The following is a 25,216-nucleotide window of genomic DNA, read 5'->3' on the forward strand; positions in this document are numbered from 1 at the left end:
CCAGGCCGAGCGCGCGCGAGGGCGGCGCTTCACTCACAGTGGAAGGTGGCGATCACTTCTGCAAACTGCTCGTTGGCGACGTTGCAGGCGGAAATGAGGCGATCCTTGTCGCCTGCGGCCAGCCACTGCTTGCGCGACTGCTCGACGTTCGCGGCATAGATCCGTGCCAGCGAATCCGTGGACTTGGCGGCGCAAGTCTTGGCGCGTGCGATGTAATCCTCGCACTCCTTCGGAAGTGCAGCATTGACGATCGGCGTTGGCTGCTGGAGCAGGGCCTTCTCTGCTGTGGGCGCCGTTGCAGCGGTAGGCGCAGGGGCGGCTGTGGGGGCGGAAGTGTCCTGCTTATCGCAGGCGGTGAGCAGAGCACAGGCGGTGAGGAGCAGGCAGAGTCTTTTCATGGGTTGGCTCGAGCGCGTGATGAACGTGAAACGGGCGTCGTGGAAGCGCCCGGTGAGCTCGGCAGTGTTTTCTCCTTTCGCCAGCACAAATACTCGGAAAGCTCTGAACTGATAGCTGAATTCTCTGTAAGCAATGCGTTCCTGAGGCAGCCTGCGGATACCAGGCTGCCTCAGGACGTGACGTCGATCAGAACGCCATCTGCCATTGGGCGATCAGTGCGTGGTTCTGCGCGTTGCTGCCCATCTGGCCGCTATAGCCAATGCCGAGGGTGTTGCGTGCCGACACACCGACATCGAAGCCGACGTCCAGCAGCAGGCTGTTGCGGTCCAGCGCGGTGCCCTGGACGCTGAAGGCATTACCGCCAGCGAGGAAGGACTGGCGGGTGTCACTGTCGATATCGCCGAAGGTGTGGCGCCAGCCCAGACCCAGGCGCGGGGTGAAGCTCATGCCGTTGCCCAGGGTATCCAGGCGGGCGATGCGCAGGCCGAGGGTGCTGGCCAGGTTGTCCTGATCCTGGGAGTCGACGTGCAGTGCGGCGGCCCCGCCTTTCTCGTCATAGGCGTCGCGCTCGTAACGCTGGTAGTCCAGGCGCGCGTAGGGTTCGGCGCTCAGGCGGCCGCTGCCCATGGCGTAGCCGGTCTCGGCGAAGGCCTGCCAGCTGTCGGCGTCGTAGTCGCCCTTGGGGCGATCGCTGAAGCCGTCGAACTCGACCCGGCGTTTGCTCTCGCCGTCGTGGCTGCTGTAGGCCGCGCCCAGGCGCACCGCCAGCGGGCCGCTCTGGTGTAGCGCGTAGGCGCCCAGGTGCCAGCTGTCGATGTCGCCGGAGACACCGCCGCTGCCGTCCAGGTCGGTGTGCGAGTAACCGCCGAGCACGCCCAGGCGCCAGTCCGGGGTCAGCGCCCAGTCGGCGCCGAGCAGGGTGCCGCCGGTGTTCTGTTGCAGGTCGCCGTTGTTGTCGTGTTCATCGAGCTTGCCGTGGCTGCCGATGCCCTGCACCCACAGGCGGCCGGCGGCGTTCGGGTCGTTGAGGTTGCGCGCTGCGCTGGGCACGCCGGTGGCGGCGAGCATCGGCGCATCGCTGCGCTCGGTGGCCGCCAGCAGGCTGTTGCTGCCCAGTTGCCGCACGGCGTTGAGCATGGCGCTGCCGACCTGCTGGCTGCCGGCGATGGTCGCGGCGGCCAGGCTGGCGTTGCTGGCTCCGGCCAGTTGTTCCAGGGCGGAAGTGGCGTTGTTTGAGTCGCTGGTAATCAGCGCGTTGTACAGCGCGCCGCCGTTCTGGCTCTGCAGGGCGGAGGCGGCGTTGCGGCCGTTGCTGCTGCTGGCGAGGTCGCCGAACTGTACGTCGTTGCGGGTCAGTTGCAGGTCGACGCTGTTGGCGCTGTAGCCCAAGGTCGGGGTGAGGAAGGCGAAGTTGCTCTTCACATCGGCGAACTGGCCGCTGACGCCGCCGGTGGCGCTGATCACCTGCACGCTGCTCTGCCACGGCCAGTTGCCGCTGCCGGCCTGCACGGCGAGGTGCGAGCCATCGATGCTCGCTCTGCCGTCCACCTGCACGGTGGCGTGGGCGCCGCTGGGCTCCACACCGAAGGACAGGGTCGAGCCGCTCTGCAGGCTCAGGTTGCCAGTGACATGGGCCGCGCCGCTTGCCGGCGAGGCGACCAGGGTGCCGGCGACGTTCAGCCCGCCGACGCTGCCGCTTCCCGAGTACGTCGCGCCCTGGTCGATCTGCAGGGTGCCGAGGAGGCTGCCGGTGTTGCTCAGGCTGGCGCCGCTGAAGACTTCGCCGCCTTCGCTGAAATCGTTGGTGCTGGAGAGCGTCCAGTTGCCCTGTTTTACAGCCAGCCATTCGAAGTTGGCGCTGTTGCCGAAGCTGCCGCCAGCGGCATCGTCGAGGGTCACGCTATCGCGGCCGCTGCCGCCGTCCACCAGGCCTTCGAAGCGGCTGCCGGAGAGCAGCACCAGGCTGTCGTTGCCGCCGCCCATTTCCAGGGCAATGCCGTTGCCGCCGTGGATCAGACCGTCGTTGATCACGGTGTCGTCGAGGTCGCCGGAGAGGGTTACGCCGGAGAGCTTCTCGCCGGAAATCGTGCCGTGGTTTTCCAGGTTGGTGGAACTGAAGCCGCTGTTGCCATTGCCGTCGTCGACCAGGATGCCGCGGTCCACGCTGCGGATGATCGCACCGGCGTAGTTGATGATGGTGCCGCCGCCCATGGCGATGCCTTCGCTGCCGTTGGGCGAGCCGTCCTTGGAACCGGCAGCGCCGGTGCCTTCGATGATGCCGTGGTTCTCGATGTGGCCGGTGTAGTCGATGTCCACGCCATCACCGTCGCCGTCCGGCACCAGGCCGTTGTAGGCGCCGGTGATGCGTCCGTAGTTGATCACGGTGCCGTCGCCGTCGGAACCGAAGCCCGAGCCGTTGCGGCCGATGATCACGCCGTCCGCGTAGTTGATCAGGGTGGCGCCGACGTCGGTGGTGATGCCATGGCGGCCGCCGCTGATCAGGCCGTGGTTCTCCACATGGCCGCCCGCGGCACCCTGGAAGTCGATGCCGTCGTTCTTGGTGTCGGCGGTGATCATGTCCGAGCTGCTGATCTCACCGTAGTTGCTGATCGTCGCATTGCCGCCGGGACGGATGGCGTCGTTGCCGTCACTGTGGATCACGCCGCTGGCGCGGTTGATGATCGTGACGGTGGCCGCGCTCTGCAGTTTGTCGAAGTCCAGCGCCTGGCCGGTGGCAGAGGTGATGCTGCCGGCGTTGTCGATCAGCAGGCTGCCCGCGCTGAACGGGTTGTTCATGCGCATGGCATCGTCGTAGCCGACGATTCGCCCGCCCTCGCGGTTGATGATCTGGTAGAAGCGCGTGGTGCTGTCGCTGCCGGAGGTGTCGACCACGCGGCCGGTGGTGGACTGCATCAGGCCGCTGTTGTCGACGACCACGCCTGTGCCGGTGGCCGCGCCCTTGAGGTCGACGCTCTTGCCGCTGGTGACCAGGCTGCCGGTGCTGGTGACGGTCAGCGTGTCCTGGTTGGCCAGGGTGCGGCTGCTGGTCTGGGCGTTGCTGATGATGGGCGATACCGGAACGGCGTTGGCGGTTTCGGCGGCCAGGCTCGCCCCGAGGCCCGTCACAGAAAGAACAGCAATGCTCAGCGCGAGCGGGGAGGGCTTGTGCAGCATGGCGTGGCGTCCTTTTTCTTATCGAAGAGGCCGCCTGTTATAGCGATGGATTCTTACGCTTTTGTAACGGTGCTGGCTCATTGCCAATGCTCTCGGCGGGCAGGGACGGGATAAACCTTATATACTCTGCGGTCTTTTTACCGTTTCCACTGTGAGAACCGCCGTGAGCCAGCTGCCGCCCTGCCCCAAATGCAACTCCGAATACACCTACGAAGACGGCGCCCAGCTGGTCTGCCCCGAGTGTGCCCACGAGTGGTCCGCTGACGGCTCGAGCGAGGGCGACAGCGATGCCCGCGTGATCAAGGACTCGGTCGGCAACCTGCTGCAGGATGGCGACACCGTTACCGTGATCAAGGACCTCAAGGTCAAGGGCTCGTCCCTGGTGGTGAAGGTCGGTACCAAGGTGAAGAACATTCGCCTGGTGGACGGCGATCACGACATCGACTGCAAGATCGACGGTATCGGCGCGATGAAGCTGAAGTCGGAGTTCGTGCGCAAGGTCTGAGCCTTTTGCGCAGCGATGAAAAAGCCCGGCCAAGTGCCGGGCTTTTTGTTGCCTGCCTGCCGCAATACCTCCGGCTTTTTGTAGGAGCGAGCTTGCTCGCGAACCGCCCAGCTTCGGTGCATGCCTGGAGCCCTGTTCGCGAGCAAGGACTGGGCGTCCCCCTCGCTCCTGCAGGTGACCCATGCCCCTCCGAGAACGGGTCTGAGGCACTTATTCCTTGTAGTAAACGATCTGGTTGCTGGTCGCCAGCAGCTCGCCGGACTGGCTCCACAGCTGCGCGCTCTGGTCGAAGAAGCCGTTGCGGAATTCCTGGGCGCGGGCGTCACCCAGCAGGTAGCCGCTGCCCACTTCGGCCATCTGCGCGGCGTCGGTGTGGAAGTAGGTGGTGATCGACACGGTGCCGGCCGGCACTGGAGTGGCGCGGCGCAGCCACACGCGCGGGTAGAAGATATCGCTCATCGCCGCCAGGGACAGGAAGTCCAGCGGGCGGTCCTGGGCGTCACGCAGCCAGAGCTGGCTGCGGCTGGTCTCGCCGCTGCCGTCCCATTTCGTCGGGAAGGCGCCGGACACCGGACGCATCTCGTACTGCTTGGGCCAGGCCACGCCCTTGGCGGCCGGGCTCATCGGTTCGAAGTCGCTGGGCGGGGCGAAATCCGGCGCGGGGATATCGGTCAGGCTCCAGGTTTCTCGGCGCAGCGCGGTGACCAGGGTGGCGGTGGTGGTGACCTGCTGTTCACCGGTTTCATCGGCCTGGGTCAATTGCAACAGCCAGTGCTGGGTGGAACGGTTGGTGCGCACCGGGATGGCTTCGACCTGGAAGGCGCCGGCCACGACTGCAGCGGCGTAGTTCACCGTCAGCGACACCGGGCTGCCGAGCAGCTGCGGATGGCGCAGCGCGCCTTGCAGCAGGACCGCGGCGGTCACGCCGCCGAAGGGGCCGACCATGTTCCAGTAGTCCTGGCTGGTGTGGCCCTCGTAGAGGTTGGGCTGGCCGGCCACGGGTTGCAGGGCCACGGCGCGGTCGAACGGGTGCAAGGCAGTATCGGTCATGACTCTCTCGGCGCTTTTTGTTCTCGGAAGAGGGTCTTTTAGGGGAAAGCGCCGAGGCTGGTCAAGCGAACCGGAGGGTCAGGGCGTGACCTCGAACCGGAGCGTGCCGATGACTTGGCCGGCCTCCGTCAGCACCTGTACCTGCCATTTCCCGCTCGGGTCGTTGGGGAAATTCTGCTTGTGCGTCCAGGCGCGGTAGCCGGCTTCGCGGCCGCCCTTGATGTCCAGGGCGATGCGGTCGACTTCCTGGCCGTCCTTGCGCCAGGCGTGATAGATGCGCTCGTTCAGCCCGCGCGGTGCGTTGATCGCGGTGTAGGCATAGAGACCTTGGGCCTTGATCTGCGCGACGCTGACCGTCTCCAGGCTGTCGCCGGGGGTGCGCTGGGCGTTGTCGAAGCTCTCGGTCACCGCCATCTCGGTCATCCACAGGGTCGACGGCGGCACCCAGGCGCGGGCGAACCAGCCCACTGCGCCGATGGAGAGGGTCAGGCCGACCAGGGCGAACCAGCGCCACCATTTGTGGATCTTCACCGTCACCGCCAGGCTCGGGAACGACAGCAGCACAGCAATGCCCAGTGCCGCCTGGTAGCTCTGCGGGGTGCTCAGGTGGAGGATGATTGGCAGCGCGGTGAGCAGCACCGCAAACAGGGTCAGGGTGTGGTAGCCGAGGAAGGTCCAGCGCCGCACCGATAGCCACTTGTAGTAGACCGGGTCGGTGATCGCCGCGAGCCCCGCCAGCGTCAGCACGCCGGTGAACAGCGCCTGACCGCTGTTCCAGGTGGTGGTGACGAAGAAGAACGGCAGGCAGAAGAACAGGCTTTCCTGGTGGATCAGCTGGGTCGCATAGCGCAGCAGGCCGGGCGGCACTTCCCAGCCGAAGCGACTCTTGAAACGCTTGGTCAGGAGGTTTTCCAGCATCAGCCAGATCCAGCTGACCAGCATGACGATGGCCATGGCGCGGGCAAAACCGGCGCGGTGGCGGTCCACCATGATGAAGCTGAAGACCCCGGAGCAGAAGCCGAACAGGGCGATGACGCGCGGGTAGCGTTGCAGCAGGCCGAGGACGAATGTGATAAGGCGCTGCACGCGCTCTTTCCAGATCAGCATGGGGCGGGGCATTACGAAAACGAAAGGGGGCGAGATTGTAACGCTGGATGTCGGTGAGGGGCACGGGGAGTGACGGGAGGGGCTCGGTGCCTGGGTGTTTCCCTCACCCCAGCCCTGCCTGTGCGCCCCGCTCCGAAGCCAGTGCGCGAGCACGCGCGCCCACAGGATAGCGCCGGTGGTATGCGTTGCGGCCAGGCGGCTCTTTGTAGGAGCGAGCTTGCTCGCGAACAGCACGGTGCCGGGGCGGGAAGTCCCAGGCATGGGCCGCCCCGGCGCGGGCAGTCCTTGCGAGCAAACAGGCCTCGCAGTTGGGCGGGTTCGCGAGCAAGCTCGCTCCTACGAAAAGCGAAAAGCGAAAAGCGAAAAGCGAAAAGCGAAAAGCGAAAAGCGAAAAGCGAAAAGCGAAAAGCGAAAAGCGAAAAACGGCGTCAGTGCTTCCCGCTCAACTCTTCCCGCGCATAGTCGACGAACAGCTGTGCCGGCTTGGTCAGCTGGGCGCGCTTGAGCCAGGCGGCGACCAGGCCGGAGGCGCTGACGTCCTCGGCGATATTCACCATGACCACCTTCTTGCCGTCATAGGTGCACTCCGAGTGCGGGCGGGTCACCAGCACCGAGAAGCCGAAGCCCTGGCCGACCATGCCGCGCACCATCTCGATCGACGGCGAGCTGAAGGCGATGTGCGGGTTCAGCCCCAGTTCCTCGAAGATACGCACGAAGTAGGTACGGCTGGGCTGCACGTCCAGCAGGATCATCGGTTCCAGCACCAGGTCGCGCAGGGAGACCTTGTCCTGCTTGGCGAAGCGGTGGTTCTCCGGCAGCAGCGCGTAGGGGCGCTGGGCGGGCATCAGCGGGTCGGTGGAGATGGTCGCGTCGAGGTCGTGCTCGTAGAGCAGCGCCAGGTCGAAGCGGCCGGCGGTGAGGCCCTGCACCAGTTCCTGCTGCTCGCCGTCGCTGATGCGGATTTCCACGCCCGGATAGCGTTCGCGGAAGCCCGAGATCAGGCGCGGCAGGTAGAGCGGGGCGACGGTCTCGAAGCAGCCAATGTCGATCTGCCCGGCCACCACGTCGTTGTCGGCCAGGGCGTTCTGCTCGAACTCATGGGCCATACGCAGCAGTTCCTGCGCCTTGCGGTAGAAGCGCGCGCCACTGGGGGTGAGCGACACGCCCTGGGCGTGGTGGCGGATGAACAGCTGCACGCCGAAGCTCTCTTCCAGCCCCTTGATCGCCGTGGAGATGGACGGCTGCGCGATATACAGCTTGCGCGACGCTTCGGCCACGCTGCCGCATTCCACGGTCGTCACGAAATACTTCAATTGCCGCAAGGTATAGGAAGCCACTGCACGCCTCGTTGATGCTTTTTTATACAAGATACAGCGTTGGGCCGGCCGGCGGGGGCGGCCCGTGGCGAAGATTTTCCTCGCCGGGGACCACATTTTTCATGGCCTTGGCCGCCTGCTGCGACCCTCCGGGCGCGGGCATACTCCAGCGCAGTCGGTGAAACGACCTGCAAATCCCGTACACGCAGCCTGGAGTAAAGCTCATGCGCATGGCCCTTTGGCAGACCTGCGGCCTCCCCGGCGATGTTGCCGGCAACCTCGACCAATTGGAGCGCCAGGCCGGCGCCGCGGCCGCCGCCGGCGCGCAACTGCTGCTCTGCCCCGAGCTGTGGCTGGGCGGCTACAACGTGCCACAGCGCATGAACGAGCTGGCCGAGGCGGCGGACGGGCCGTCGGCCAGGCGCATCGGCGAACTGGCGCGCAAGCATGGCGTTGCCATCGCCTACGGTTACGCCGAACGCCATCCGCAGGGCGGCAAACCGTACAACTCGGTGCAGGTGATCGGCCCATCCGGCAGCGCCATCGGGCACTACCGCAAGGCGCACCTGTTCGGTGCCATGGAGCGGGAAGTATTCAGCCCCGGCGATGTACTGGAAGCCCCGTTCGACTATGCCGGCTGGCGTATCGGCCTGCTGATCTGCTTCGACGTGGAGTACCCCGAGGCGGTGCGTACCCACGCGCTCAATGGCGCCGGGCTGATCCTGATCCCCACCGCATTGACGCCGGAATACGGCGCGGTGCCGGGCGTGATCGTCCCGGCGCGGGCGGTGGAGAACCAGCTGTTCGTCGCCTACTGCAACCATTGCGGCGTGGAGGACGGACTGGCCTTCCTCGGCGGCTCCTGCATCGTCGCGCCGGATGGTGAGCGCCTGGCTGCCGCCGGGCCCGCGGAGAGTCTGCTGATCGTTGACCTGGATGCGCAGCAGCGTACCCGCCAGGCCGAGACCTTCCCCTACCTGGCGTGCCGTCGCCCCCAGTTGTACGGCGCGCTGACCCGCTGAATACGGGCCCTGCAGCGGTGCGCAGGCGCGCACCGAAATGGCGCGTCATGCTCTGCTCCGGTGCGAGGTTGCCCAGCTTTTTCATATAGGCCGAAGACAAATTTAATAATTTTCCTTGGCAAGGCCTTGGGCGACCATCCAATCCACATTCCAACAACAACGATCCTCTACGGAGTGCCCTGGTGTACGAGCTCAACGATTGGCGGCAGCGTGCTGCCCGGCAGACCTTCATTGACAGCGCGCTGATCGGCGGCCGCCGCGTGGCCGCGCAGGATGGTGCGACCTTCGCGTCCATCGACCCGGCGACCAATCGCCTGCTGGCCAATGTCGCCGCCTGTGGCGCGGCCGAGATCGACGCCGCCGTGCGCATTGCCCGCCAGGCCTTCGAGACCGGCCCCTGGGCGCGCATGGCGCCGCGTGAGCGCAAGGCCGTGCTGCAGAAGCTCGCCGAGCTGATGATGACCCACCGCGACGAGCTGGCCCTGCTCGACACGCTGAACATGGGCAAGCCGGTGATGGACGCCTGGAACATCGACGTGCCTGGCGCCGCTGGCGTGTTCTCCTGGTACGCCGAAAGCCTCGACAAGCTCTACGACCAGGTCGCCCCGACTGCGCAGAACGCCCTGGCCACCATCACCCGCACGCCGCTGGGCGTGATCGGCGCCGTGGTGCCGTGGAACTTCCCCCTCGACATGGCCGCCTGGAAGCTGGCGCCCGCGCTGGCCGCCGGCAACTCCGTGGTGCTCAAGCCCGCCGAGCAGTCGCCGTTCTCCGCCCTGCGCCTGGCCGAGCTGGCGCTGGAAGCCGGCGTCCCCGAAGGCGTGCTGAACGTCGTGCCGGGCCTGGGCGAAGCCGCCGGCAAGGCGCTGGGCCTGCACCCGGACGTGGACGCCCTGGTGTTCACCGGCTCGACCCAGGTCGGCAAGTACTTCATGCAGTATTCCGCGCAGTCCAACCTCAAGCAGGTCTGGCTGGAGTGCGGCGGCAAGAGCCCGAACCTGGTGTTCGCCGACTGCCGCGACCTTGACTTGGCCGCTGAAAAAGCCGCCTTCGGCATCTTCTTCAACCAGGGCGAAGTCTGCTCGGCCAACTCGCGCCTGCTGGTGGAGCGTTCGATCCATGACGAATTCGTCGAGCGCCTGATCGCCAAGGCCCGCGACTGGGCGCCCGGCGACCCGCTGGACCCGGCCAGCCGCGCCGGCTCCATCGTCGACAACAAGCAGACCGCCGGCATCATGGCCTGCATCGACCGCGCCCAGAGCGACGGCGCGCAGCTCGCCTGCGGCGGCCGCCAGCTGAGCTTCAATGGCTCGGACAACTTCATCGAACCGACCATCTTCACCGGCGTGCGCCCGGAACAGTCCCTGGCCCGCGACGAAGTGTTCGGCCCGGTGCTTGCAGTCATCCCCTTCGATAGCGAAGAGGAAGCCGTGCGTATGGCCAACGACAGCATCTACGGCCTCGCCGCTTCGCTGTGGAGCGATGACCTGCACCGCGCTCACCGCGTGGCCCGCAAGCTCAATGCCGGCACCGTGTCGGTGAACACCGTGGACGCGCTGGACCCGGCGATTCCCTTTGGTGGCGGCAAGCAGTCCGGCTTCGGCCGCGACCTCTCGCTGCACTCGTTCGACAAGTACACCCAGTTGAAGACCACCTGGTTCCAGCTGCGCGACTGAAGACAAGACAGGCCGCCGGGGTCGAACCCGGCGCCTGAGCAATACCCCGATTGCTAACCGAACCGTTCGAGACGGCCGGTGAGACTGCCCAGGTAAGTCCGTCGCCCTCGATCCCCTGAAGACCCCTCAGGCCGGCTGCCGGAGCACCGCCGAGGGATAGAGGAGAAAGTCGATGACCGACAACACCCGCGCCCCGCGCGACACCCGTGAATACCAGAAAGCGGATGCGGCCCACCACATCCATGCCTTCCTCGACCAGAAGGCGCTGAACGCCGAAGGCCCGCGCGTGATGGTGCGCGGCGAAGGCCTGCACCTCTGGGACAACGACGGCAACAAGTACATCGACGGCATGTCCGGCCTGTGGTGCACCAACCTGGGCTACGGCCGCAAGGACCTGACCGCCGCCGCCACCGCCCAGCTCGACGAGCTGCCGTACTACAACATGTTCTTCCACACCACCCACCCGGCGGTGATCGAGCTCTCCGAGACCCTTTTCAGCCTGCTGCCCGACCACTACAGCCACGCGATCTACACCAACTCCGGCTCCGAGGCCAACGAGGTGCTGATCCGTACCGTGCGCCGCTTCTGGCAGATCGAAGGCAAGCCGCAGAAGAAGATCATGATCGGCCGCTGGAACGGCTACCACGGCTCCACCCTGGCGGCCACCGCGCTGGGCGGCATGAAGTTCATGCACGAGATGGGCGGCCTGATCCCGGACATCGCGCACATCGACGAACCCTACTTCTTCGCCGCCGGCGGTGACCTGACCCCGGCCGAGTTCGGCCGTCGCTGCGCCCTGCAGCTGGAAGAGAAAATTCTCGAGCTGGGCGCCGACAACGTTGCCGGCTTCATCGCCGAACCCTTCCAGGGCGCCGGCGGCATGATCTTCCCGCCGGAAAGCTACTGGCCGGAAATCCAGCGCATCTGCCGCCAGTACGACGTGCTGCTGTGCGCCGACGAAGTGATCGGTGGCTTCGGCCGTACCGGCGAGTGGTTCGCCCACCAGCACTTCGGCTTCCAGCCCGACACCCTGTCCATCGCCAAGGGATTGACCAGCGGTTACATCCCCATGGGCGGCCTGGTGCTGAGCAAGCGCATCGCTCAGGCGCTGGTGGAAGAGGGTGGCGTGTTCGCCCACGGCCTGACCTACTCCGGCCACCCGGTGGCCGCCGCCATTGCCGTCGCCAACCTGCGCGCGCTGCGTGACGAGGGCTGGGTGAATGCGGTGAAGAACGACACCGGCCCCTACCTGCAGCAGTGCCTGCGCGAGGTCTTCGGCAACCACCCGCTGGTGGGCGACATCCAGGGCACCGGCTTCGTCGCCGCGCTGCAGTTCGTCCAGGACAAGGCCACCCGCAAACGCTTCGACAACGAGAACGACATCGCCTGGCGCTGCCGCACCATCGGCTTCGAGGAAGGCGTGATCATCCGTTCCACCCTCGGCCGCATGATCATGGCCCCGGCGCTGGTCGCCGGCCGTGCCGAGATTGACGAGCTGGTTGACAAGACTCGCCGCGCGGTGGATCGCACGGCCCAGGAAATCGGCGTGCTGTAAGCCGCTTTTCCCTGTAGGAGCGAGCTTGCTCGCGAACCGTGCCTCGGGGGATGGCCCCTCTCCCTAACCCTCTCCCTGAAGGGAGAGGGGACTGGATCGGTGCCGGCTGATGCCGTGGTGTCAGCCGGCTCGGATAGCTCCCTCTCCCTTCAGGGAGAGGGCGGGGGAGAGGGAACCCGCTAGCGCCGATTGTTCGCGAGCAAGCTCGCTCCTACGAAGAACAAGCTCCAGAACAACGCCGCGAGCGCGAAGACGCCCGCGCGATGGAACCCTTTTGCCCGGCTTCTGGCCGGGAGTACTGCCCAGCAACACAACAACGCCAATCCGGCTGTGGGAGTCGTTCCATGAAAGTGTCCTTGCTCACGCGCATCTCCATCACCTGTGCCCTCGCTGCCGCTGTCGGCAGTGTTAACGCGCAGTCCCAAAGCATCACCGTCATCTCCTTCGGCGGCGCCACCAAGGCGGCCCAGGAGCAGGCTTACTTCAAGCCCTTCGAGGCCAGCGGCGCCGGCAAGATCGTCGCCGGCGAATACAACGGCGAGATGGCCAAGGTGAAAGCCATGGTCGACGTCGGCAAGGTCACCTGGGACGTGGTCGAGGTGGAAAGCCCCGAGCTGCTGCGCGGCTGCGAGGAAGGCCTGTTCGAGCGCATCGACCCGGCGGCCATCGGCGAAGAGAAGAATTTCGTTCCCGGCACCCTCAGCGAGTGCGGCGTGGCCACCTACGTCTGGTCCATGGTCATGGCCTACAACGGCACCAAGGTCGCCAAGGCCCCGCAATCCTGGGCCGATTTCTGGAACACCAGCGAATACCCGGGCAAGCGCGGCCTGCGCAAGGGCGCCAAGTACACCCTGGAAATCGCCTTGCTGGCCGACGGCGTGAAACAGGACGACCTCTACAAGGTGCTCGGCACGAAAGAAGGCGTCGACCGTGCCTTCGCCAAGCTCGACCAGCTCAAGGGCAACATCCAGTGGTGGGAAGCCGGTGCGCAACCGCCGCAGTGGCTGGCCGCCGGCGACGTGGTAATGAGCGCCGCCTACAACGGCCGCATTGCCGCCGCGCAGAAGGAAGGTGTGAAGCTGGGCATCGTCTGGCCGGGCAGCCTGTACGACCCGGAATACTGGGCCGTGGTGAAAGGCACCCCGAACAAGGCGCTGGCCGAGAAGTTCATCGCCTTCGCCAGCCAGCCGCAAACCCAGAAGACCTTCTCCGAGAACATCCCCTACGGCCCCGTGCATAAAGGCACGCTGGACCTGCTGCCGGCGGACGTGCGCGACGCGCTGCCCACCGCGCCGGCCAACCTCGAGGGCGCCCGTTCGGTGGACGCGGCCTTCTGGGTCGACCACGGCGAAGAGCTCGAACAGCGCTTCAACGCCTGGGCCGCCCGCTGATCCTTTCCTGATCCAAGCCCGGCGTTTGCGCCGGGCCTGCCTTGCCAACGACGCGTGAGAACCACAATGACAACGACGCAAAACCAGGCGACGACTCTGGAGCTGAGCACCATCCAGCCCATCGCCGCACACGAACGACACGGCCGCGCCCGCGACCTCTTCACCATCTGGTTCGGCAGCAACATCATGCTGCTGACCGTGGTCACCGGCGCCTTGGCGGTCACCGTGTTCAAGCTGCCATTCTTCGCCGCCGTGCTGGCGCTGGTGCTCGGCAACCTGGTAGGTGGCGTGTTCATGGCCCTGCACTCGGCCCAGGGCCCGCAGCTGGGCGTACCGCAGATGGTGCAGACCCGCGGCCAGTTCGGCTCCTTCGGCTCCTTGCTGGTGGTCGCCCTGGTGGTGATCATGTACCTGGGCTTCTTCGCCTCCAACCTGGTGCTCGGCGGCCAGGCGCTGCATGCGCGCTTCGAGGTGATCGGCACCAACACCGGCATCCTGCTGGTGGGCGCGATCAGCGTGATCGCCACGGTGTTCGGCTACCGCCTGATCCACGGCTACACCCGCGTGATGTCCTGGCTGTCCGGCGCGGTGCTGCTGGTCAGCTTCGTCTGGCTGGTGTTCGTCCACGGCCTGCCGGCGGACCTGCTGCAGCGCAACGAGAACAACATCCCCGGCTTCCTCGGCGCGCTGTCCATCGCCGCCCTGTGGCAATTGGCCTATGCGCCCTACGTTTCCGACTACTCGCGCTACATGCCGCAGGGCACTGGTTCGCGCACCGCGTTCTGGTCCAGCTACTGGGGCTGTTGCCTGGGCTCGATCCTGCCGATGCTGCTGGGTGTGCTGGTCGGCCTGTCGGTGGGCGAAGGCGACGTCATTGCCGGCCTGATCGAGATGACCGGCGGCTTCAGCGCCATCATGGTCGCGGTGTTCTCCATCGGCATCGCCGCCACCAACTCGATGAACCTCTACTGCGGCACGCTCTCGGCCATCACCGTCGGCCAGACGCTGATCCCCGCCTGGTCGGCCAAGGCCGGCTGGCGCGCGGTGATCGCCCTGGCGCTGTTCGGCGGCTCTCTGACCATCGCCCTGCTCGGCCAAGACAACTTCATGGCCAACTACACCAACTTCATCCTGCTGCTGCTCTACGTGCTGGTGCCCTGGAGCGCGATCAACCTGGTCGACTACTACCTGATCGCTCACGGTGAGTACGACGTGTTGTCGTTCTTCCGCCGCGACGGCGGCATCTACGGCACCTTCAACTGGACCGCGGTGAACTGCTACATCCTCGGCATCCTGGTGCAGGTTCCGTTCATGTCCACCGCGCTCTACACCGGTGCGGCGGCGCAGGCCATGAACGGCGCGGACATCTCCTGGGTCGTCGGCCTGGGCGTGGTCTCGCCGGTCTACTGGCTGTTCAGCCGCAAGCGCCAGCGTGCCCTGAAGGCGGCCCGCGCATGAGCCGTCGGACCGGGTTCTTCTTCGACGAGCGCTGCTTCTGGCATGCGACCGGGCTGCACGCGCTGATTCTTCCCGTCGGTGGCTGGTTGCAGCCGCCGGTGGGCGGCGGTCATGCCGAGTCGCCGGAGAGCAAGCGCCGGCTGAAAAGCCTGATGGATGTCTCCGGCCTGAGCAACCAGCTGCATCTGTCCAGCGCGCCGCTGGCCAGCGAGGAAGACCTGCTGCGCGTGCACCCGACCAGCTACCTGGAGCGCTTCAAGGCCTACAGCGAAGCCGGCCACGGCGACATGGGCGAAGAGACCATGGTCAGCCATGGCACCTACGACATCGCGCGGCAGTCCGCTGGCCTGACCATCGCCGCGGTGGACGCGGTGCTGCGCGGGGAACTGGACAACGCCTACGCGCTGTCCCGTCCGCCGGGCCACCACTGCCTGCCGGATCGCGGCATGGGCTTCTGCTACCTGGCCAACATCGCCGTGGCGGTGGAGACGGCCAAGGCGCGCCATGGGATCAAGCGCGTGGCGGTGCTCGACTGGGATGTGCACCACGGCAACGGCACCGAGGCGATCTTCTACGGCCGCGACGACGTGCTGACCCTGTCGATCCACCAGGCCGACTGCTACCCCACCGGCACCGGTGCGGTGGGCGATATCGGCGAGGGTGCGGGCAAGGGCTACAACCTCAACGTGCCGCTCTATCCGGGCAGCGGTGACGATGCCTACCGCGTGGCCATGGAGACCATCATCGTGCCGGCGCTGGAGCGCTTCCAGCCGGAGCTGATCGTGGTCGCCAGCGGCTTCGACGCCAACGGCGTGGACCCGCTGGCACGCATGCTCGCCCACAGCGAGACCTTCCGCTTCATGACCGCCGCCGTGCGCGATGCTGCCGAGCGCCTGTGCGCCGGCAAGCTGGTGGTGGTGCACGAGGGCGGTTACGCGGAAGCCTACGTGCCGTTCTGCGGTCATGCGGTGATCGAGGAAATGGCCGGCGTACGTACCGAAGTGGTCGATCCCTTCCTGCCGATGCTCGAAGGCCAGCAGCCCGACGCGGACTTCCGCGCCTTCCAGCGCCAGGCGCTGGAGCGGATGGCGGCGAAGCTGCTGGGCTGAGCTTGCCGCGTGCCTGAGTGGGCGGATCGAACCTGACGGTCGATCCGTCCACCAACGCTGGGCTTCTGTCCCGCGGCTGCCATTGCCGCTTCGGCAGACGCTGGCCGATGAGTGTTCGCAGACCCAGGCCCGGGGCGATCCCGGTGCTTTCCTCGCCTGATGCGAGTGGCCATCGGGTAGTGGACGCCGTTCTCACTCAGCACGAATAGTTCCTTCGAACGTCGCTGGGATGACGGGCGTCGCCCAGAATGCCCGAGTCTCGTTCGCACCGAACGACGCGCCAGTGGATTTCCGATTCAGCGAGGAACAACACCTGTCCTCAGGCGACCTGCCCGCAGGTTCGGTGCGCGCCAGTCCGCGTTTGGCGCCGCGCTGACGACGCCTTTCAGCACCCCCTGAAAAATCGTTACCCATCCTCTACAACAATCAGAACAGGAGGCCAGGTTCATGGACACGGAATACCTCGCGACACTGCCCAGCGCGATTCGCCACTTCGCCCAAGAGCGGGCCGGGGCCATTGCGTATGCCTTCGAAGGCCGCGAAACCACGTTTGCCGATCTGGATCGCCATACCGACCGTGTTGCGCAGGCGCTGCTGGCCGACGGGGTGAAGGCTGGCGACCGAATCGCCTATGTCGGCAAGAACAGCGACCACTATTTCGAACTGTTCTTCGGCGCGGCCAAGATGGGGGCCGTTATCACACCGGTGAGCTGGCGGCTGGCCGGGCCCGAGATCCAGTACATCGTTGCGCACTGCGACGCGACACTGGTCTTCGTCGGCGCCGAATCAGCGGCTTCGGTACGCAACCTGCTCCCGACGCTGCCGCTGGTTCGCCGTGCGGTGGCAATGGAGAGCGGGGAGCCCGACTGGCCGGCTTACAGCCACTGGCGCGACGCCTGCCCGAGTACCCCGCCGGCGCACGAGGCGAAGCCTGCCGACGTGGTGCTCCAGCTCTACACGTCGGGCACGACAGGTCGTCCCAAGGGCGTGATGCTGATGCATCGGAACCTGACCAGCGGAACCCGGATTTCGCTATGCGAGGGCGCGGACTGGTCGCTCTGGAGCGACGACGACGTCTCGCTGGTGGCCATGCCGGTCGCGCATATCGGCGGTTCGGGTTGGGGCGTGCGCGGCATTCTGTCTGGCTGCAAGGGGGTCGTGGCACGCGAGTTCGACCCGAGCAAGGTGCTCGACTACATCGCCCACGATCGGGTCAGCAAACTGTTCATGGTGCCGGCGGCCTTGCAGATCGTGCTGCGCGATCCACGTGTCCGCCAGGTGGACTACTCGCGGCTCAAGCACATGCTCTACGGCTCTTCGCCAATTCCTGCGGCGCTGCTGCGCGAGGGCATGGAGGTCTTCGGTTGTGGTTTCGTCCAGCAATATGGCATGACCGAGACCACGGGCACGATCGTGGCGCTGCCGCCGGAGGACCATACCCCCGCCGATGTTCCGCGCATGCGCGCCGCCGGCAAGGCCATGCCCGGTTGCGAGGTGGCGGTGGTCGGGGTGGACGGCCGCAGGCTGCCGCCCGGAGAGGTCGGCGAAGTGGTGATCCGCTCGCCACAGAACATGGCCGGCTACTGGAAGCAGGACGAAGACACGTCCCGCGTCATCGACGCTGATGGCTGGTTGCGCAGCGGCGACGCCGGCTACCTGGACGCGGATGGGTATCTCTATATCCACGACCGGGTCAAGGACATGATCATCAGCGGTGGGGAGAACATCTACCCGGCCGAGGTGGAGAGCGCCATCTACGGTCATCCGGCCGTTGCCGATGTGGCTGTGATCGGAGTGCCCGATGAGCGGTGGGGCGAGGCGGTCAAGGCGATGGTCGTGCTGCGCGCCGGCGTCGCAGCCGATGCCGACAGTATCCTGGCCTGGGCCCGTGAGCGTATCGCCAGCTTCAAGGTGCCCAAGAGTATCGACTTCATCGACGCCATGCCGCGCAATCCCGCCGGCAAATTGCTGCGCCGGGCGCTACGGGAGCCTTACTGGGTGGGGCGTACGCGTCAGGTCAACTAGGCGACCGGGATCGAGACGGCGTACGCAGTGATCCGGCAGGAGCGGGCCACTGGGTCAGGTCAAGCGGCTAGAGTAGGGGCTTCATCCAGAACAACGGACAGCGTCGCCATGAAGCTCCTGCTACTTCCCCTTGCCCTGCTGGCCCTCTGCGCCTCCGCCCGGGCCGCTTCCGACTGCGCCGGCGCGCAGACCCAGGGTGAGATCAACGCCTGCACCGGTGCGGCCTACAAGGCCAGCGACAAACGCCTCAATGACCTCTACGGGCAGTACCGCCAACGGCTGGATGCCGGGCAGAAGAAGGCCCTGACCGCCGCGCAGAAAGCCTGGCTGAACTACCGTGACCTCAGCTGTAAATTCGAGACCTCCAGCGTCGAGGGCGGCTCCGGCTACCCGATGGCCTACGGCAACTGCCTCAAGGCCATGACCGATCAGCGCATCAAGGAGCTGCAGACGCTCTCGGACTGCCAGGAAGGCGACTTCAACTGTCCCGCGCCCAAGCCCTGACGACTCTTCTGTAGGAGCGAGCTTGCTCGCGAACGGACTTCCCGGTTGCGCCGGCGTTGGGCGGGTTCGCGAGCAAGCTCGCTCCTACACGTCCCAGCCGTGCGGGCAAAAAAAGGGAGCCTTGCGGCTCCCCTGGAGAGACGGCCACGCGGGGGAGCGTGGCCGGGAGCAAGTGCGCCGTCAGGCGGCGCGGAACAGGTTGTGCGGGTCGATGACGAATTTCTTCGGCACGCCGGCATCGAATTCGCCATAGCCCTTGGGCGCCTGGTCCAGGGTGATGACTTCCACCCCGACGACGTCGGCGATCTTGATGCGGTCCCACATGATCGCCTGCATCAGCTGGCGGTTGTACTTCATCACCGGGGTCTGGCCGGTGTGGAAGCTGTGCGACTTGGCCCAGCCCAGGCCGAAGCGGATGCTCAGCGAACCCTGCTTGGCCGCCGCGTCCACCGCGCCCGGATCCTCGGTGACGTAGAGGCCCGGAATGCCGATCTTGCCGGCCACCCGCACCACGCCCATCAGCGAGTTCAGCACGGTGGCCGGAGCCTCGTGCTGCGAGCCCGAATGACCGTGACCGCGGGCCTCGAAGCCCACCGCGTCGACCGCGCAGTCCACCTCCGGCTCGCCCAGCAGATCAGCGATCTGCTCGTGCAGCGGGGTGTCCTTGGACAGGTCGGCGATCTCGAAGCCCTGCGCCTTGGCGTGGGCCAGGCGGGTCGGGTTGACGTCACCGACGATCACCACGGCGGCGCCCAGCAGGCGGGCCGAAGCAGCGGCGGCGAGGCCCACCGGGCCGGCACCGGCGATGTAGACGGTACTACCCGGACCGACGCCGGCAGTCACCGCACCGTGATAGCCGGTGGGGAGAATGTCGGAGAGGCAGGTCAGGTCGCGGATCTTCTCCATCGCCGCGTCGCGGTTGGGCAGGCGCAGCAGGTTGAAGTCGGCGTAAGGGACCATCACGTACTCGGCCTGGCCGCCGACCCAGCCGCCCATGTCGACGTAGCCATAGGCGCCGCCGGCGCGGGACGGGTTGACCGTCAGGCAGACGCCGGTGTGCTGCTCCTTGCAGGTGCGGCAGTGGCCGCAGGCCACGTTGAACGGCACCGAGACCAGGTCGCCGATCTTCATGGTTTCCACGCCACGGCCGATCTCCACCACCTCACCGGTGATCTCGTGGCCCAGCACCAGGCCTTCCGGCGCGGTGGTACGGCCACGGACCATGTGCTGGTCGGAGCCGCAGATGTTGGTGGAAACCACGCGCAGGATCACCCCGTGGTCGATCTGCTTGCCCTGCGGGTCCTGCATCTTCGGATAGGGGATGTTCTGGACCTCGACCTTTCCCGGGCCGAGATAAACCACACCACGATTGCCAGACATACGCATTCCTCATTGTGTTTGTGGGTACAAAGGCGGGCCTTGCGGCGCGCGGTTCTGCACTGGGATGTCGTGTGTTGCGCGACAGGGCCGGTCGGTACTGCAGGCAGCCGGCTGGGCTGTCGGTGTTGCTCGGTGCTTGGGAGCGGGCTTCAAGACCCTCTCCCCAACCCTCTCCCTGAAGGGAGAGGGGGCTGTACGGTGTGGCCGGATGGCACGGAGCCCGGCCCTCGCTCGGATATCCCCTCTCCCTTCAGGGAGAGGGCCAGGAAGAGGGCGCTCTACAGCGCGCGCCGCACTCCGAGGTGACGCGTAGGGCGGATGAGTCCCATCCATCCGCCGTTGCAGGCGTCATGGCGGATAACGCCTGTGGCGTTATGCGCCCTACAGGTACGGGCTGTGCTTACAGCACTACTGTCCTATTGGCATTCAGGAACACGCGTTTCTCGATGTGGTAGCCCACGGCCTTGGCCAGGGTCAGGCACTCCACGTCACGGCCCTTGGCGATCAGGTCCTCGGGGTAGTGGGAGTGGTCCACCGGCTCGACGCCCTGGGCGATGATCGGGCCCTCGTCGAGGTCGTTGTTGATGTAGTGGGCGGTGGCGCCGACCAGCTTCACGCCCTTCTGGTAGGCCTGGTGGTAGGGCTTGGCCCCCTTGAAACCGGGCAGCAGCGAGTGGTGGATGTTGATCGCCCAGCCGTCCAGGCGGCGACACAGCTCGGGGGAGAGCACCTGCATGTAGCGGGCGAGGATCACCAGTTCGGCACCGGTTTCCTCGATCACCTGCCAGACCTTCGCCTCCTGCGCGCCCTTGTCGTTCGGGTCCAGCGGGAAGTGGTGGTAGGGGATGCCATGCCAGCGGGCCAGGGGTTCCAGGTCCGGGTGGTTGGAGACCACCGCCACCACGTCCATCGGCAGTTGGCCGATGCGCTGGCGGTAGAGCAGGTCGTTCAGGCAGTGGTCGGCCTTGGAGACCATGATCACCACCTTGCTGCGATAGCCCGGCGGAGTCAGCTCGACGTTCATCTGGAAGGGCGAGACGCGGTCGGCGAGGCCGGCGCGGAAGGCCGCTTCGTCGAAGCCGTCGCCGGCACGGAACTCGATGCGGATGAAGAAGCGCTGCGCCAGGCGATCATCGAACGAATGGTGCTCGGTGACGTAGCAGCGCTGCTCGAACAGGTAGCGCGTGACCACGTCGACCGTGCCCAGCAGGCTCGGGCTGTCGGCGGTGAGGATCCAGGTATCGGGTGTGCGGCTCATGGTCTGGCTCCGAACAATCGCCCCTCTCCCTTTGGGAGAGGGGCTGGGGGTGAGGGTGGCTCTGGCGCCAGTCCCTCACCGGTCCTCACGTATCACGCCGCCACCTGCAGGCCGTACTCGGCGCAGGCGTCCTGCAGCCACAGCCAGAAGTAGTCGGAGAAGCTGCGGCGAACCACCAGCTCCCAGGTGTGCTCGCCGGTATGACGGATCACCAGCTGGGACTTGGCGAAGATGGTGCCCACCGCCTTGCCCACCGGGAAATTGCTCGGGTGCACGTCGTAGCTGGTGGACTTCATCAGCACTTCGCGGACCTTGGCACCTTCCAGTTCCAGCAGGGTCTGGCCGCCGCTGACGTTGATCACCGAGTAGTGCAGGTCTTCGCCGAGGGCCTTGCGCAGGCTCTGCTCGACGGCGAATTCCTGGCCACCGGGGACGATCAGCAGCCACTCGTCCGGGCCGAGCCACTGCAGCGAGGTGTCGCCCTTGGCCACCAGGGTCAGGGCGACCGGCAGCTCCAGGCCCAGGGCCTTTTTCACGCCGGCGGCGAAGGCCGGGTCGTGGGCGTCGCCACGCAGGGTCAGGTGGCCGAGGAATTTCTTCTCGCGCAGGGTCACGCCGGCATTGGCCACCTTGCGGCTGGCAAGCTTGTCCAGCTCGGCGTGGTGCAGGGGCGATTCGGCCTGGATGCCGGCTTCGGGACGCTGTTCGTAGAGGTTGGCTTTGCTCATGTTCTGTTCACCTTGGGGGCGCTTATCGCCTGTTTCCCCTCACCCCAGCCCTCTCCCGGAGGGGGAGGGGGCCGAGCTGAGTGTGCTGTGAGTGTCGTGCTCGCCGGCGGCTCCAAACTGTCCCCTCTCCCCCTGGGAGAGGGTCAGGGTGAGGGCAGCCGGCGGCTCCGAATCAATCCACGTTCTGCCGTTCCCCTTTCGGGTCGTAGAACACCGAGCTGCAGATTTCCGCCTCGATCACCCGGCCATCGGCCAGCGGGGCGTAGACCTTCTCGCCCATGCGCTTCAAACCACCCTTGACCACCGCCAGGGCAAAGCCGTAGCCGAGGCTGCTGCTCATGTAGCTGGAGGTGACGTGGCCGACCATGTTCATGGGGATCGACTGCTGAGTGTTGAACACCAGCTGCGCACCCTCGGGCAGGACTTCCATGGGGTTGGTAGGTTTCAGCCCGACCAGTTGCTTGCGGTCTTCGCGCTGGCAGTCGGCGCGGTTCATGCCACGCCAGCCGATCCAGGAGAACGGCTTGGTGCGACCCACCGCCCAACCCATGTTCAGGTCGTCCGGGGTGACCGAGGCGTCGGTGTCCTGGCCCACGATGATGAAGCCCTTCTCGGCGCGCAGGACGTGCATGGTCTCGGTGCCGTACGGGGTCAGGTTGTACTTGGCGCCCGCCGCGACGATCGCTTCCAGCACACCCATGGCGTAGTTGGCCTGGATGTTCACCTCGTAGGACAGCTCGCCGGTGAAGGAGATGCGGAACACCCGCGCCGGGACGCCGGCGACCTTGCCTTCCTTCCAGGTCATGAAGGGGAAGGCTTCCTTGTCCAGGTCGATGTCGGTGACTTCGGCCAGCAGCTTGCGGCTGTTGGGGCCGGACAGGGTCAGGGTGGCCCAGTGGTCGGTGACCGAGGTGAAGTACACCTTCAGCTCCGGCCATTCGGTCTGGTGGTACAGCTCCAGCCATTCCATCACGCGGGCGGCGCCGCCGGTGGTGGTGGTCATGACGAAGTGGTTGTCCGCCAGGCACGCCGTGACGCCATCGTCGAAGACCATGCCGTCTTCCTTGCACATCAGGCCGTAGCGGGCCTTGCCCACGTCCAGCTTGGTCCAGGCGTTGGTGTAGACGCGGTTGAGGAACTCGCGGGCGTCCGGGCCCTGGATGTCGATCTTGCCCAGGGTGGAGGCATCGAGCAGGCCGACCGATTCACGCACGGCGCGGCATTCGCGGGCCACGGCGGCGTGCATGTCTTCGCCGCGCTTGGGGAAGTACCACGGGCGCTTCCACTGGCCGACGTCCTCGAACTCGGCGCCGTTCTTCACGTGCCAGGCGTGCAGGGCGGTGAAGCGCACGGGTTCGAACAGGTGACCGCAGTGACGGCCGGCGACGGCGCCGAAGGTCACCGGGGTGTAGTTCGGGCGGAACATGGTGGTGCCGGTGTCGGCGATGCTCTTGCCCTGGGCGCGGGCCGCAATGGCCAGGCCGTTGATGTTGCCCAGCTTGCCCTGGTCGGTGCCGAAGCCCAGCGCGGTGTAGCGCTTGACGTGCTCGATGGACTCGAAGCCCTCGCGGCAGGCCAATTCGATGGCGGCGGCGGTGACGTCGTTCTGGGTGTCGACGAACTGTTTGGGCGCACGGGAGGTGGACTTCTCGTGGGGCACCTGGAACAGCGCGAGGGTAGCTTCCTCGGTACGCTCGGAAGCAGCCGGCAGGTCGCCTTCCACGGCCTTGAAGCCTGCGTCGACTGCCGCCTGGCTGCCGGCCTGGTAGCCGTCGGCCAGGGCATCGGCGAGGCGGAACACGCCGTTCACCGCGCCGGCGCAGATGCGCTTCTGGAAGGCCAGGCCGGGTACGAAGGCGAGGATGTCTTCACGCCATTCCGGCTTGCCGCCCAGGTGCGAAGCCAGGTGCACCACCGGGCTGTAGCCGCCGGAGCTGGCGATCAGGTCGCAGTCCAGCCAATCGCCCGGGGCGTTGACCTTCATGCGGAAGGTATCGATGGATGCCACCTTGGCGCCGGTCACGCGCTTGCTGCCGCGGGCTTCGATCACCGAGCTGCCGGTGATGACGCGCATGCCGCGCTTGCGTGCTTCCTCGACCCACTGGCCTTGCGGGTTGGGACGCGCATCGGCGATGGCGACCACTTCCAGGCCGGCTTCCTGCCAGTCCAGGGCGACGCGGTAGGCGTAGTCGTTGTTGGTGGACAGCACCAGCTTCTTGCCCGGCGCCACGCCGTAGCGGCGTACATAGGTGGAGACGGCGCCGGCCAGCATGTTGCCCGGCACGTCGTTGTTCGCGTAGACCAGCGGGCGCTCGTGGGCGCCGGCGGCCAGCACCACGCGCTTGGCGCGGACGCGGTGCACGCGCATGCGCACCTGGCCCAGCGGAGCGGTTTCGCCCAGGTGGTCGGTACGGCGCTCGTGGATGGTGAGGAAGTTGTGGTCGTGGTAGCCGTTGACGGTGGAACGCGGCAGCAGGATCACGTCCGGGTTGCCTTCCAGCTCGGCGATGGCCTTGGCCACCCACTCCGCGGCGGGCTTGCCGTCGAGGGTTTCGCGGGTGTCGAGCAGGCTGCCGCCGAACTCTTCCTGTTCATCGGCGAGGATCACCCGCGCGCCGCTGCGCGAGGCAGCCAGGGCGGCGGCGAGACCGGCAGGGCCTGCACCGACGATCAGCACGTCGGCGTGGTGGTTCATCCAGTCGTAGCTGTCCGGGTCCACTTCGGTGGGCGCGCGGCCCAGGCCTGCGGCCTTGCGGATGTACTTCTCGTAGGTCAGCCACATGGACTGCGGGTACATGAAGGTCTTGTAGTAGAAGCCGGGCGGCATCATCTTGCCGCCGACCTTGCCGAAGATCCCCATGAGGTCGTTCTGCACGTTCGGCCAGCCGTTGGTGGCGCTGGCCACCAGGCCGTTGTACAGCGCCTGCTGGGTGGCGCGCACGTTGGGCACCTGGGTCGCTTCACGCGAACCGATCTGCAGGATGGCGTTGGGCTCTTCGGCGCCGGCGGCGACGATGCCGCGCGGGCGGGAGTACTTGAAGCTGCGGCCGAGGATGTCGACGCCGTTGGCCAGCAGCGCGGCGGCCAGGGTGTCACCGGCGAAGCCCTGGTAGGTCTCACCATTGAAGGTGAAGGTCAGGGGCTTGCTGCGGTCGATGCGACCGCCACGGGAAAGGCGATTGATCTGGCTCATTAGGCCTTCTCCACGGCAGGCTGGGAAGCGGCTTTCTTCTCGGAATCAGCGGCGGTCACACTGGGTTTTTCGCCGATCTTGTAGGTTTCGAGAATTTCGTAGGTCACCGTGTGGCGGGTGACGTTGAAGTACTGGCGGCAGCCGGCGGCGTGCACCCACAGCTCGTGGTGGATGCCGCGCGGGTTGTCGCGGAAGAACATGTAGTCGCCCCACTCGGCGTCGGTGCAGGCGGCAGGATCGAGCGGGCGCGGGATGTGCGCCTGGCCCTTGGCGTGGAATTCCTCTTCGGAACGCAGCTCGCCGCAGTGGGGGCAGAAGATATTCAGCATTTTGTAGCCTCCGGAAACTGATCTTGCCGGCTGACCG

Annotated in this window: 19 protein-coding genes and 1 pseudogene; 10 read left to right on the forward strand and 10 right to left on the reverse strand. The window is 66.4% G+C overall.

What is annotated here, in order from left to right:
• Nucleotides 1-29: 29 nt before the first annotated feature.
• Both ACNFH5_RS03750 and ACNFH5_RS03755 read right to left on the reverse strand, forming a co-directional pair.
• Nucleotides 30-485 carry a hypothetical protein gene (locus ACNFH5_RS03750; protein WP_416744281.1) on the reverse strand — a complete coding sequence of 152 codons (456 nt, stop codon included), beginning with the start codon at nt 483-485 and terminating at the stop codon, nt 30-32.
• A gap of 100 nt (nt 486-585) precedes the next feature.
• Nucleotides 586-3,573 (reverse strand): autotransporter domain-containing protein, encoded by a 2,988-nt coding sequence (locus ACNFH5_RS03755; protein WP_416744282.1) that lies wholly within the window; start codon nt 3,571-3,573, stop codon nt 586-588.
• A 163-nt stretch (nt 3,574-3,736) separates the two neighbouring features.
• Here ACNFH5_RS03755 and ACNFH5_RS03760 point away from each other — a divergent pair, with 163 nt between their 5' ends.
• The gene (locus ACNFH5_RS03760) at nt 3,737-4,078 is read left to right on the forward strand and encodes a zinc ribbon domain-containing protein YjdM (RefSeq protein WP_416744283.1); all 342 of its coding nucleotides are present in this window, start codon (nt 3,737-3,739) and stop codon (nt 4,076-4,078) included.
• 210 nt (nt 4,079-4,288) lie between these two features.
• Here ACNFH5_RS03760 and ACNFH5_RS03765 read toward each other — a convergent pair whose 3' ends face one another.
• The 3 genes from ACNFH5_RS03765 to ACNFH5_RS03775 form a co-directional block, all read right to left on the reverse strand.
• Nucleotides 4,289-5,128 (reverse strand): acyl-CoA thioesterase, encoded by an 840-nt coding sequence (locus tag ACNFH5_RS03765; RefSeq protein WP_416744284.1) that lies wholly within the window; start codon nt 5,126-5,128, stop codon nt 4,289-4,291.
• Nucleotides 5,129-5,206: 78 nt separating this feature from the next.
• Nucleotides 5,207-6,235 carry a DUF5924 family protein gene (locus ACNFH5_RS03770; protein ID WP_416744285.1) on the reverse strand — a complete coding sequence of 343 codons (1,029 nt, stop codon included), beginning with the start codon at nt 6,233-6,235 and terminating at the stop codon, nt 5,207-5,209.
• Between the two features lie 428 nt (nt 6,236-6,663).
• Entirely contained in the window at nt 6,664-7,572 is a 909-nt protein-coding gene (locus ACNFH5_RS03775) for a LysR substrate-binding domain-containing protein (protein ID WP_416744286.1), read from the reverse strand.
• 203 nt (nt 7,573-7,775) lie between these two features.
• Between ACNFH5_RS03775 and ACNFH5_RS03780 the strand changes: the two genes are divergently transcribed.
• The 9 genes and pseudogenes from ACNFH5_RS03780 (at nt 7,776) to ACNFH5_RS03820 (ending at nt 18,291) form a co-directional block, all read left to right on the forward strand.
• Nucleotides 7,776-8,573, forward strand: a complete 798-nt coding sequence (locus ACNFH5_RS03780) for a carbon-nitrogen hydrolase family protein (protein ID WP_416744287.1) — start codon at nt 7,776-7,778, stop codon at nt 8,571-8,573.
• A 182-nt stretch (nt 8,574-8,755) separates the two neighbouring features.
• On the forward strand, nt 8,756-10,249 hold the full coding sequence (locus ACNFH5_RS03785) for an aldehyde dehydrogenase (RefSeq protein WP_416744289.1): 1,494 nt from the start codon (nt 8,756-8,758) through the stop codon (nt 10,247-10,249).
• Nucleotides 10,250-10,308: 59 nt separating this feature from the next.
• Nucleotides 10,309-10,409 (forward strand): annotated as a pseudogene (locus ACNFH5_RS03790) (hypothetical protein); the annotation flags it as partial.
• Between the two features lie 12 nt (nt 10,410-10,421).
• Complete coding sequence (locus ACNFH5_RS03795) at nt 10,422-11,804, forward strand: aspartate aminotransferase family protein (protein WP_416744291.1); 1,383 nt, start codon at nt 10,422-10,424, stop codon at nt 11,802-11,804.
• 344 nt (nt 11,805-12,148) lie between these two features.
• Nucleotides 12,149-13,195: an ABC transporter substrate-binding protein gene (locus tag ACNFH5_RS03800; protein ID WP_416744293.1), complete on the forward strand. Its 1,047-nt coding sequence runs from the start codon at nt 12,149-12,151 to the stop codon at nt 13,193-13,195.
• Nucleotides 13,196-13,261: 66 nt separating this feature from the next.
• Nucleotides 13,262-14,653 carry a purine-cytosine permease family protein gene (locus ACNFH5_RS03805; protein WP_054909650.1) on the forward strand — a complete coding sequence of 464 codons (1,392 nt, stop codon included), beginning with the start codon at nt 13,262-13,264 and terminating at the stop codon, nt 14,651-14,653.
• A complete protein-coding gene (locus ACNFH5_RS03810; RefSeq protein ID WP_416744294.1) occupies nt 14,650-15,762 on the forward strand; it encodes a class II histone deacetylase in 1,113 nt (370 codons plus the stop codon). Before ACNFH5_RS03805 ends, ACNFH5_RS03810 begins: the two co-directional genes overlap by 4 nt.
• A gap of 447 nt (nt 15,763-16,209) precedes the next feature.
• Nucleotides 16,210-17,787, forward strand: a complete 1,578-nt coding sequence (locus ACNFH5_RS03815; protein ID WP_416744296.1) for a fatty acid--CoA ligase — start codon at nt 16,210-16,212, stop codon at nt 17,785-17,787.
• A 108-nt stretch (nt 17,788-17,895) separates the two neighbouring features.
• The gene (locus ACNFH5_RS03820; RefSeq protein WP_416744298.1) at nt 17,896-18,291 is read left to right on the forward strand and encodes a lysozyme inhibitor LprI family protein; all 396 of its coding nucleotides are present in this window, start codon (nt 17,896-17,898) and stop codon (nt 18,289-18,291) included.
• A 180-nt stretch (nt 18,292-18,471) separates the two neighbouring features.
• On the opposite strand, the gene fdhA is transcribed toward ACNFH5_RS03820, so the two are convergent.
• From fdhA to ACNFH5_RS03845, 5 genes are all read right to left on the reverse strand, one after another.
• Nucleotides 18,472-19,671, reverse strand: coding sequence for a formaldehyde dehydrogenase, glutathione-independent (gene fdhA, locus ACNFH5_RS03825; RefSeq protein WP_045214055.1), 1,200 nt, complete (start codon nt 19,669-19,671; stop codon nt 18,472-18,474).
• A gap of 400 nt (nt 19,672-20,071) precedes the next feature.
• Complete coding sequence (locus ACNFH5_RS03830; protein WP_416744300.1) at nt 20,072-20,929, reverse strand: formyltetrahydrofolate deformylase; 858 nt, start codon at nt 20,927-20,929, stop codon at nt 20,072-20,074.
• A gap of 92 nt (nt 20,930-21,021) precedes the next feature.
• Complete coding sequence (locus ACNFH5_RS03835) at nt 21,022-21,657, reverse strand: sarcosine oxidase subunit gamma (RefSeq protein ID WP_416744301.1); 636 nt, start codon at nt 21,655-21,657, stop codon at nt 21,022-21,024.
• A 172-nt stretch (nt 21,658-21,829) separates the two neighbouring features.
• Nucleotides 21,830-24,850: a sarcosine oxidase subunit alpha gene (locus ACNFH5_RS03840; protein ID WP_275609326.1), complete on the reverse strand. Its 3,021-nt coding sequence runs from the start codon at nt 24,848-24,850 to the stop codon at nt 21,830-21,832.
• A complete protein-coding gene (locus ACNFH5_RS03845) occupies nt 24,850-25,179 on the reverse strand; it encodes a sarcosine oxidase subunit delta (protein ID WP_416744303.1) in 330 nt (109 codons plus the stop codon). The genes ACNFH5_RS03840 and ACNFH5_RS03845 overlap by 1 nt, the downstream gene beginning before the upstream one ends.
• Nucleotides 25,180-25,216 lie beyond the last annotated feature (37 nt).

Origin of the sequence: Pseudomonas sp. NY15435, assembly GCF_048068295.1 — a bacterium.
Classification (GTDB): domain Bacteria; phylum Pseudomonadota; class Gammaproteobacteria; order Pseudomonadales; family Pseudomonadaceae; genus Pseudomonas.

Coding starts and splice junctions, on each gene's coding strand:
- ACNFH5_RS03820 (WP_416744298.1), top strand. CDS start 17,896: ATGAAGCTCCTGCTACTTCCCCTTGCCCTGCTGGCCCTCTGCGCCTCC.
- ACNFH5_RS03780 (WP_416744287.1), top strand. CDS start 7,776: ATGCGCATGGCCCTTTGGCAGACCTGCGGCCTCCCCGGCGATGTTGCC.
- ACNFH5_RS03830 (WP_416744300.1), bottom strand. CDS start 20,929: ATGAGCCGCACACCCGATACCTGGATCCTCACCGCCGACAGCCCGAGC.
- ACNFH5_RS03765 (WP_416744284.1), bottom strand. CDS start 5,128: ATGACCGATACTGCCTTGCACCCGTTCGACCGCGCCGTGGCCCTGCAA.
- ACNFH5_RS03840 (WP_275609326.1), bottom strand. CDS start 24,850: ATGAGCCAGATCAATCGCCTTTCCCGTGGCGGTCGCATCGACCGCAGC.
- fdhA (WP_045214055.1), bottom strand. CDS start 19,671: ATGTCTGGCAATCGTGGTGTGGTTTATCTCGGCCCGGGAAAGGTCGAG.
- ACNFH5_RS03800 (WP_416744293.1), top strand. CDS start 12,149: ATGAAAGTGTCCTTGCTCACGCGCATCTCCATCACCTGTGCCCTCGCT.
- ACNFH5_RS03815 (WP_416744296.1), top strand. CDS start 16,210: ATGGACACGGAATACCTCGCGACACTGCCCAGCGCGATTCGCCACTTC.
- ACNFH5_RS03810 (WP_416744294.1), top strand. CDS start 14,650: ATGAGCCGTCGGACCGGGTTCTTCTTCGACGAGCGCTGCTTCTGGCAT.
- ACNFH5_RS03795 (WP_416744291.1), top strand. CDS start 10,422: ATGACCGACAACACCCGCGCCCCGCGCGACACCCGTGAATACCAGAAA.
- ACNFH5_RS03805 (WP_054909650.1), top strand. CDS start 13,262: ATGACAACGACGCAAAACCAGGCGACGACTCTGGAGCTGAGCACCATC.
- ACNFH5_RS03835 (WP_416744301.1), bottom strand. CDS start 21,657: ATGAGCAAAGCCAACCTCTACGAACAGCGTCCCGAAGCCGGCATCCAG.
- ACNFH5_RS03770 (WP_416744285.1), bottom strand. CDS start 6,235: ATGCTGATCTGGAAAGAGCGCGTGCAGCGCCTTATCACATTCGTCCTC.
- ACNFH5_RS03845 (WP_416744303.1), bottom strand. CDS start 25,179: ATGCTGAATATCTTCTGCCCCCACTGCGGCGAGCTGCGTTCCGAAGAG.
- ACNFH5_RS03755 (WP_416744282.1), bottom strand. CDS start 3,573: ATGCTGCACAAGCCCTCCCCGCTCGCGCTGAGCATTGCTGTTCTTTCT.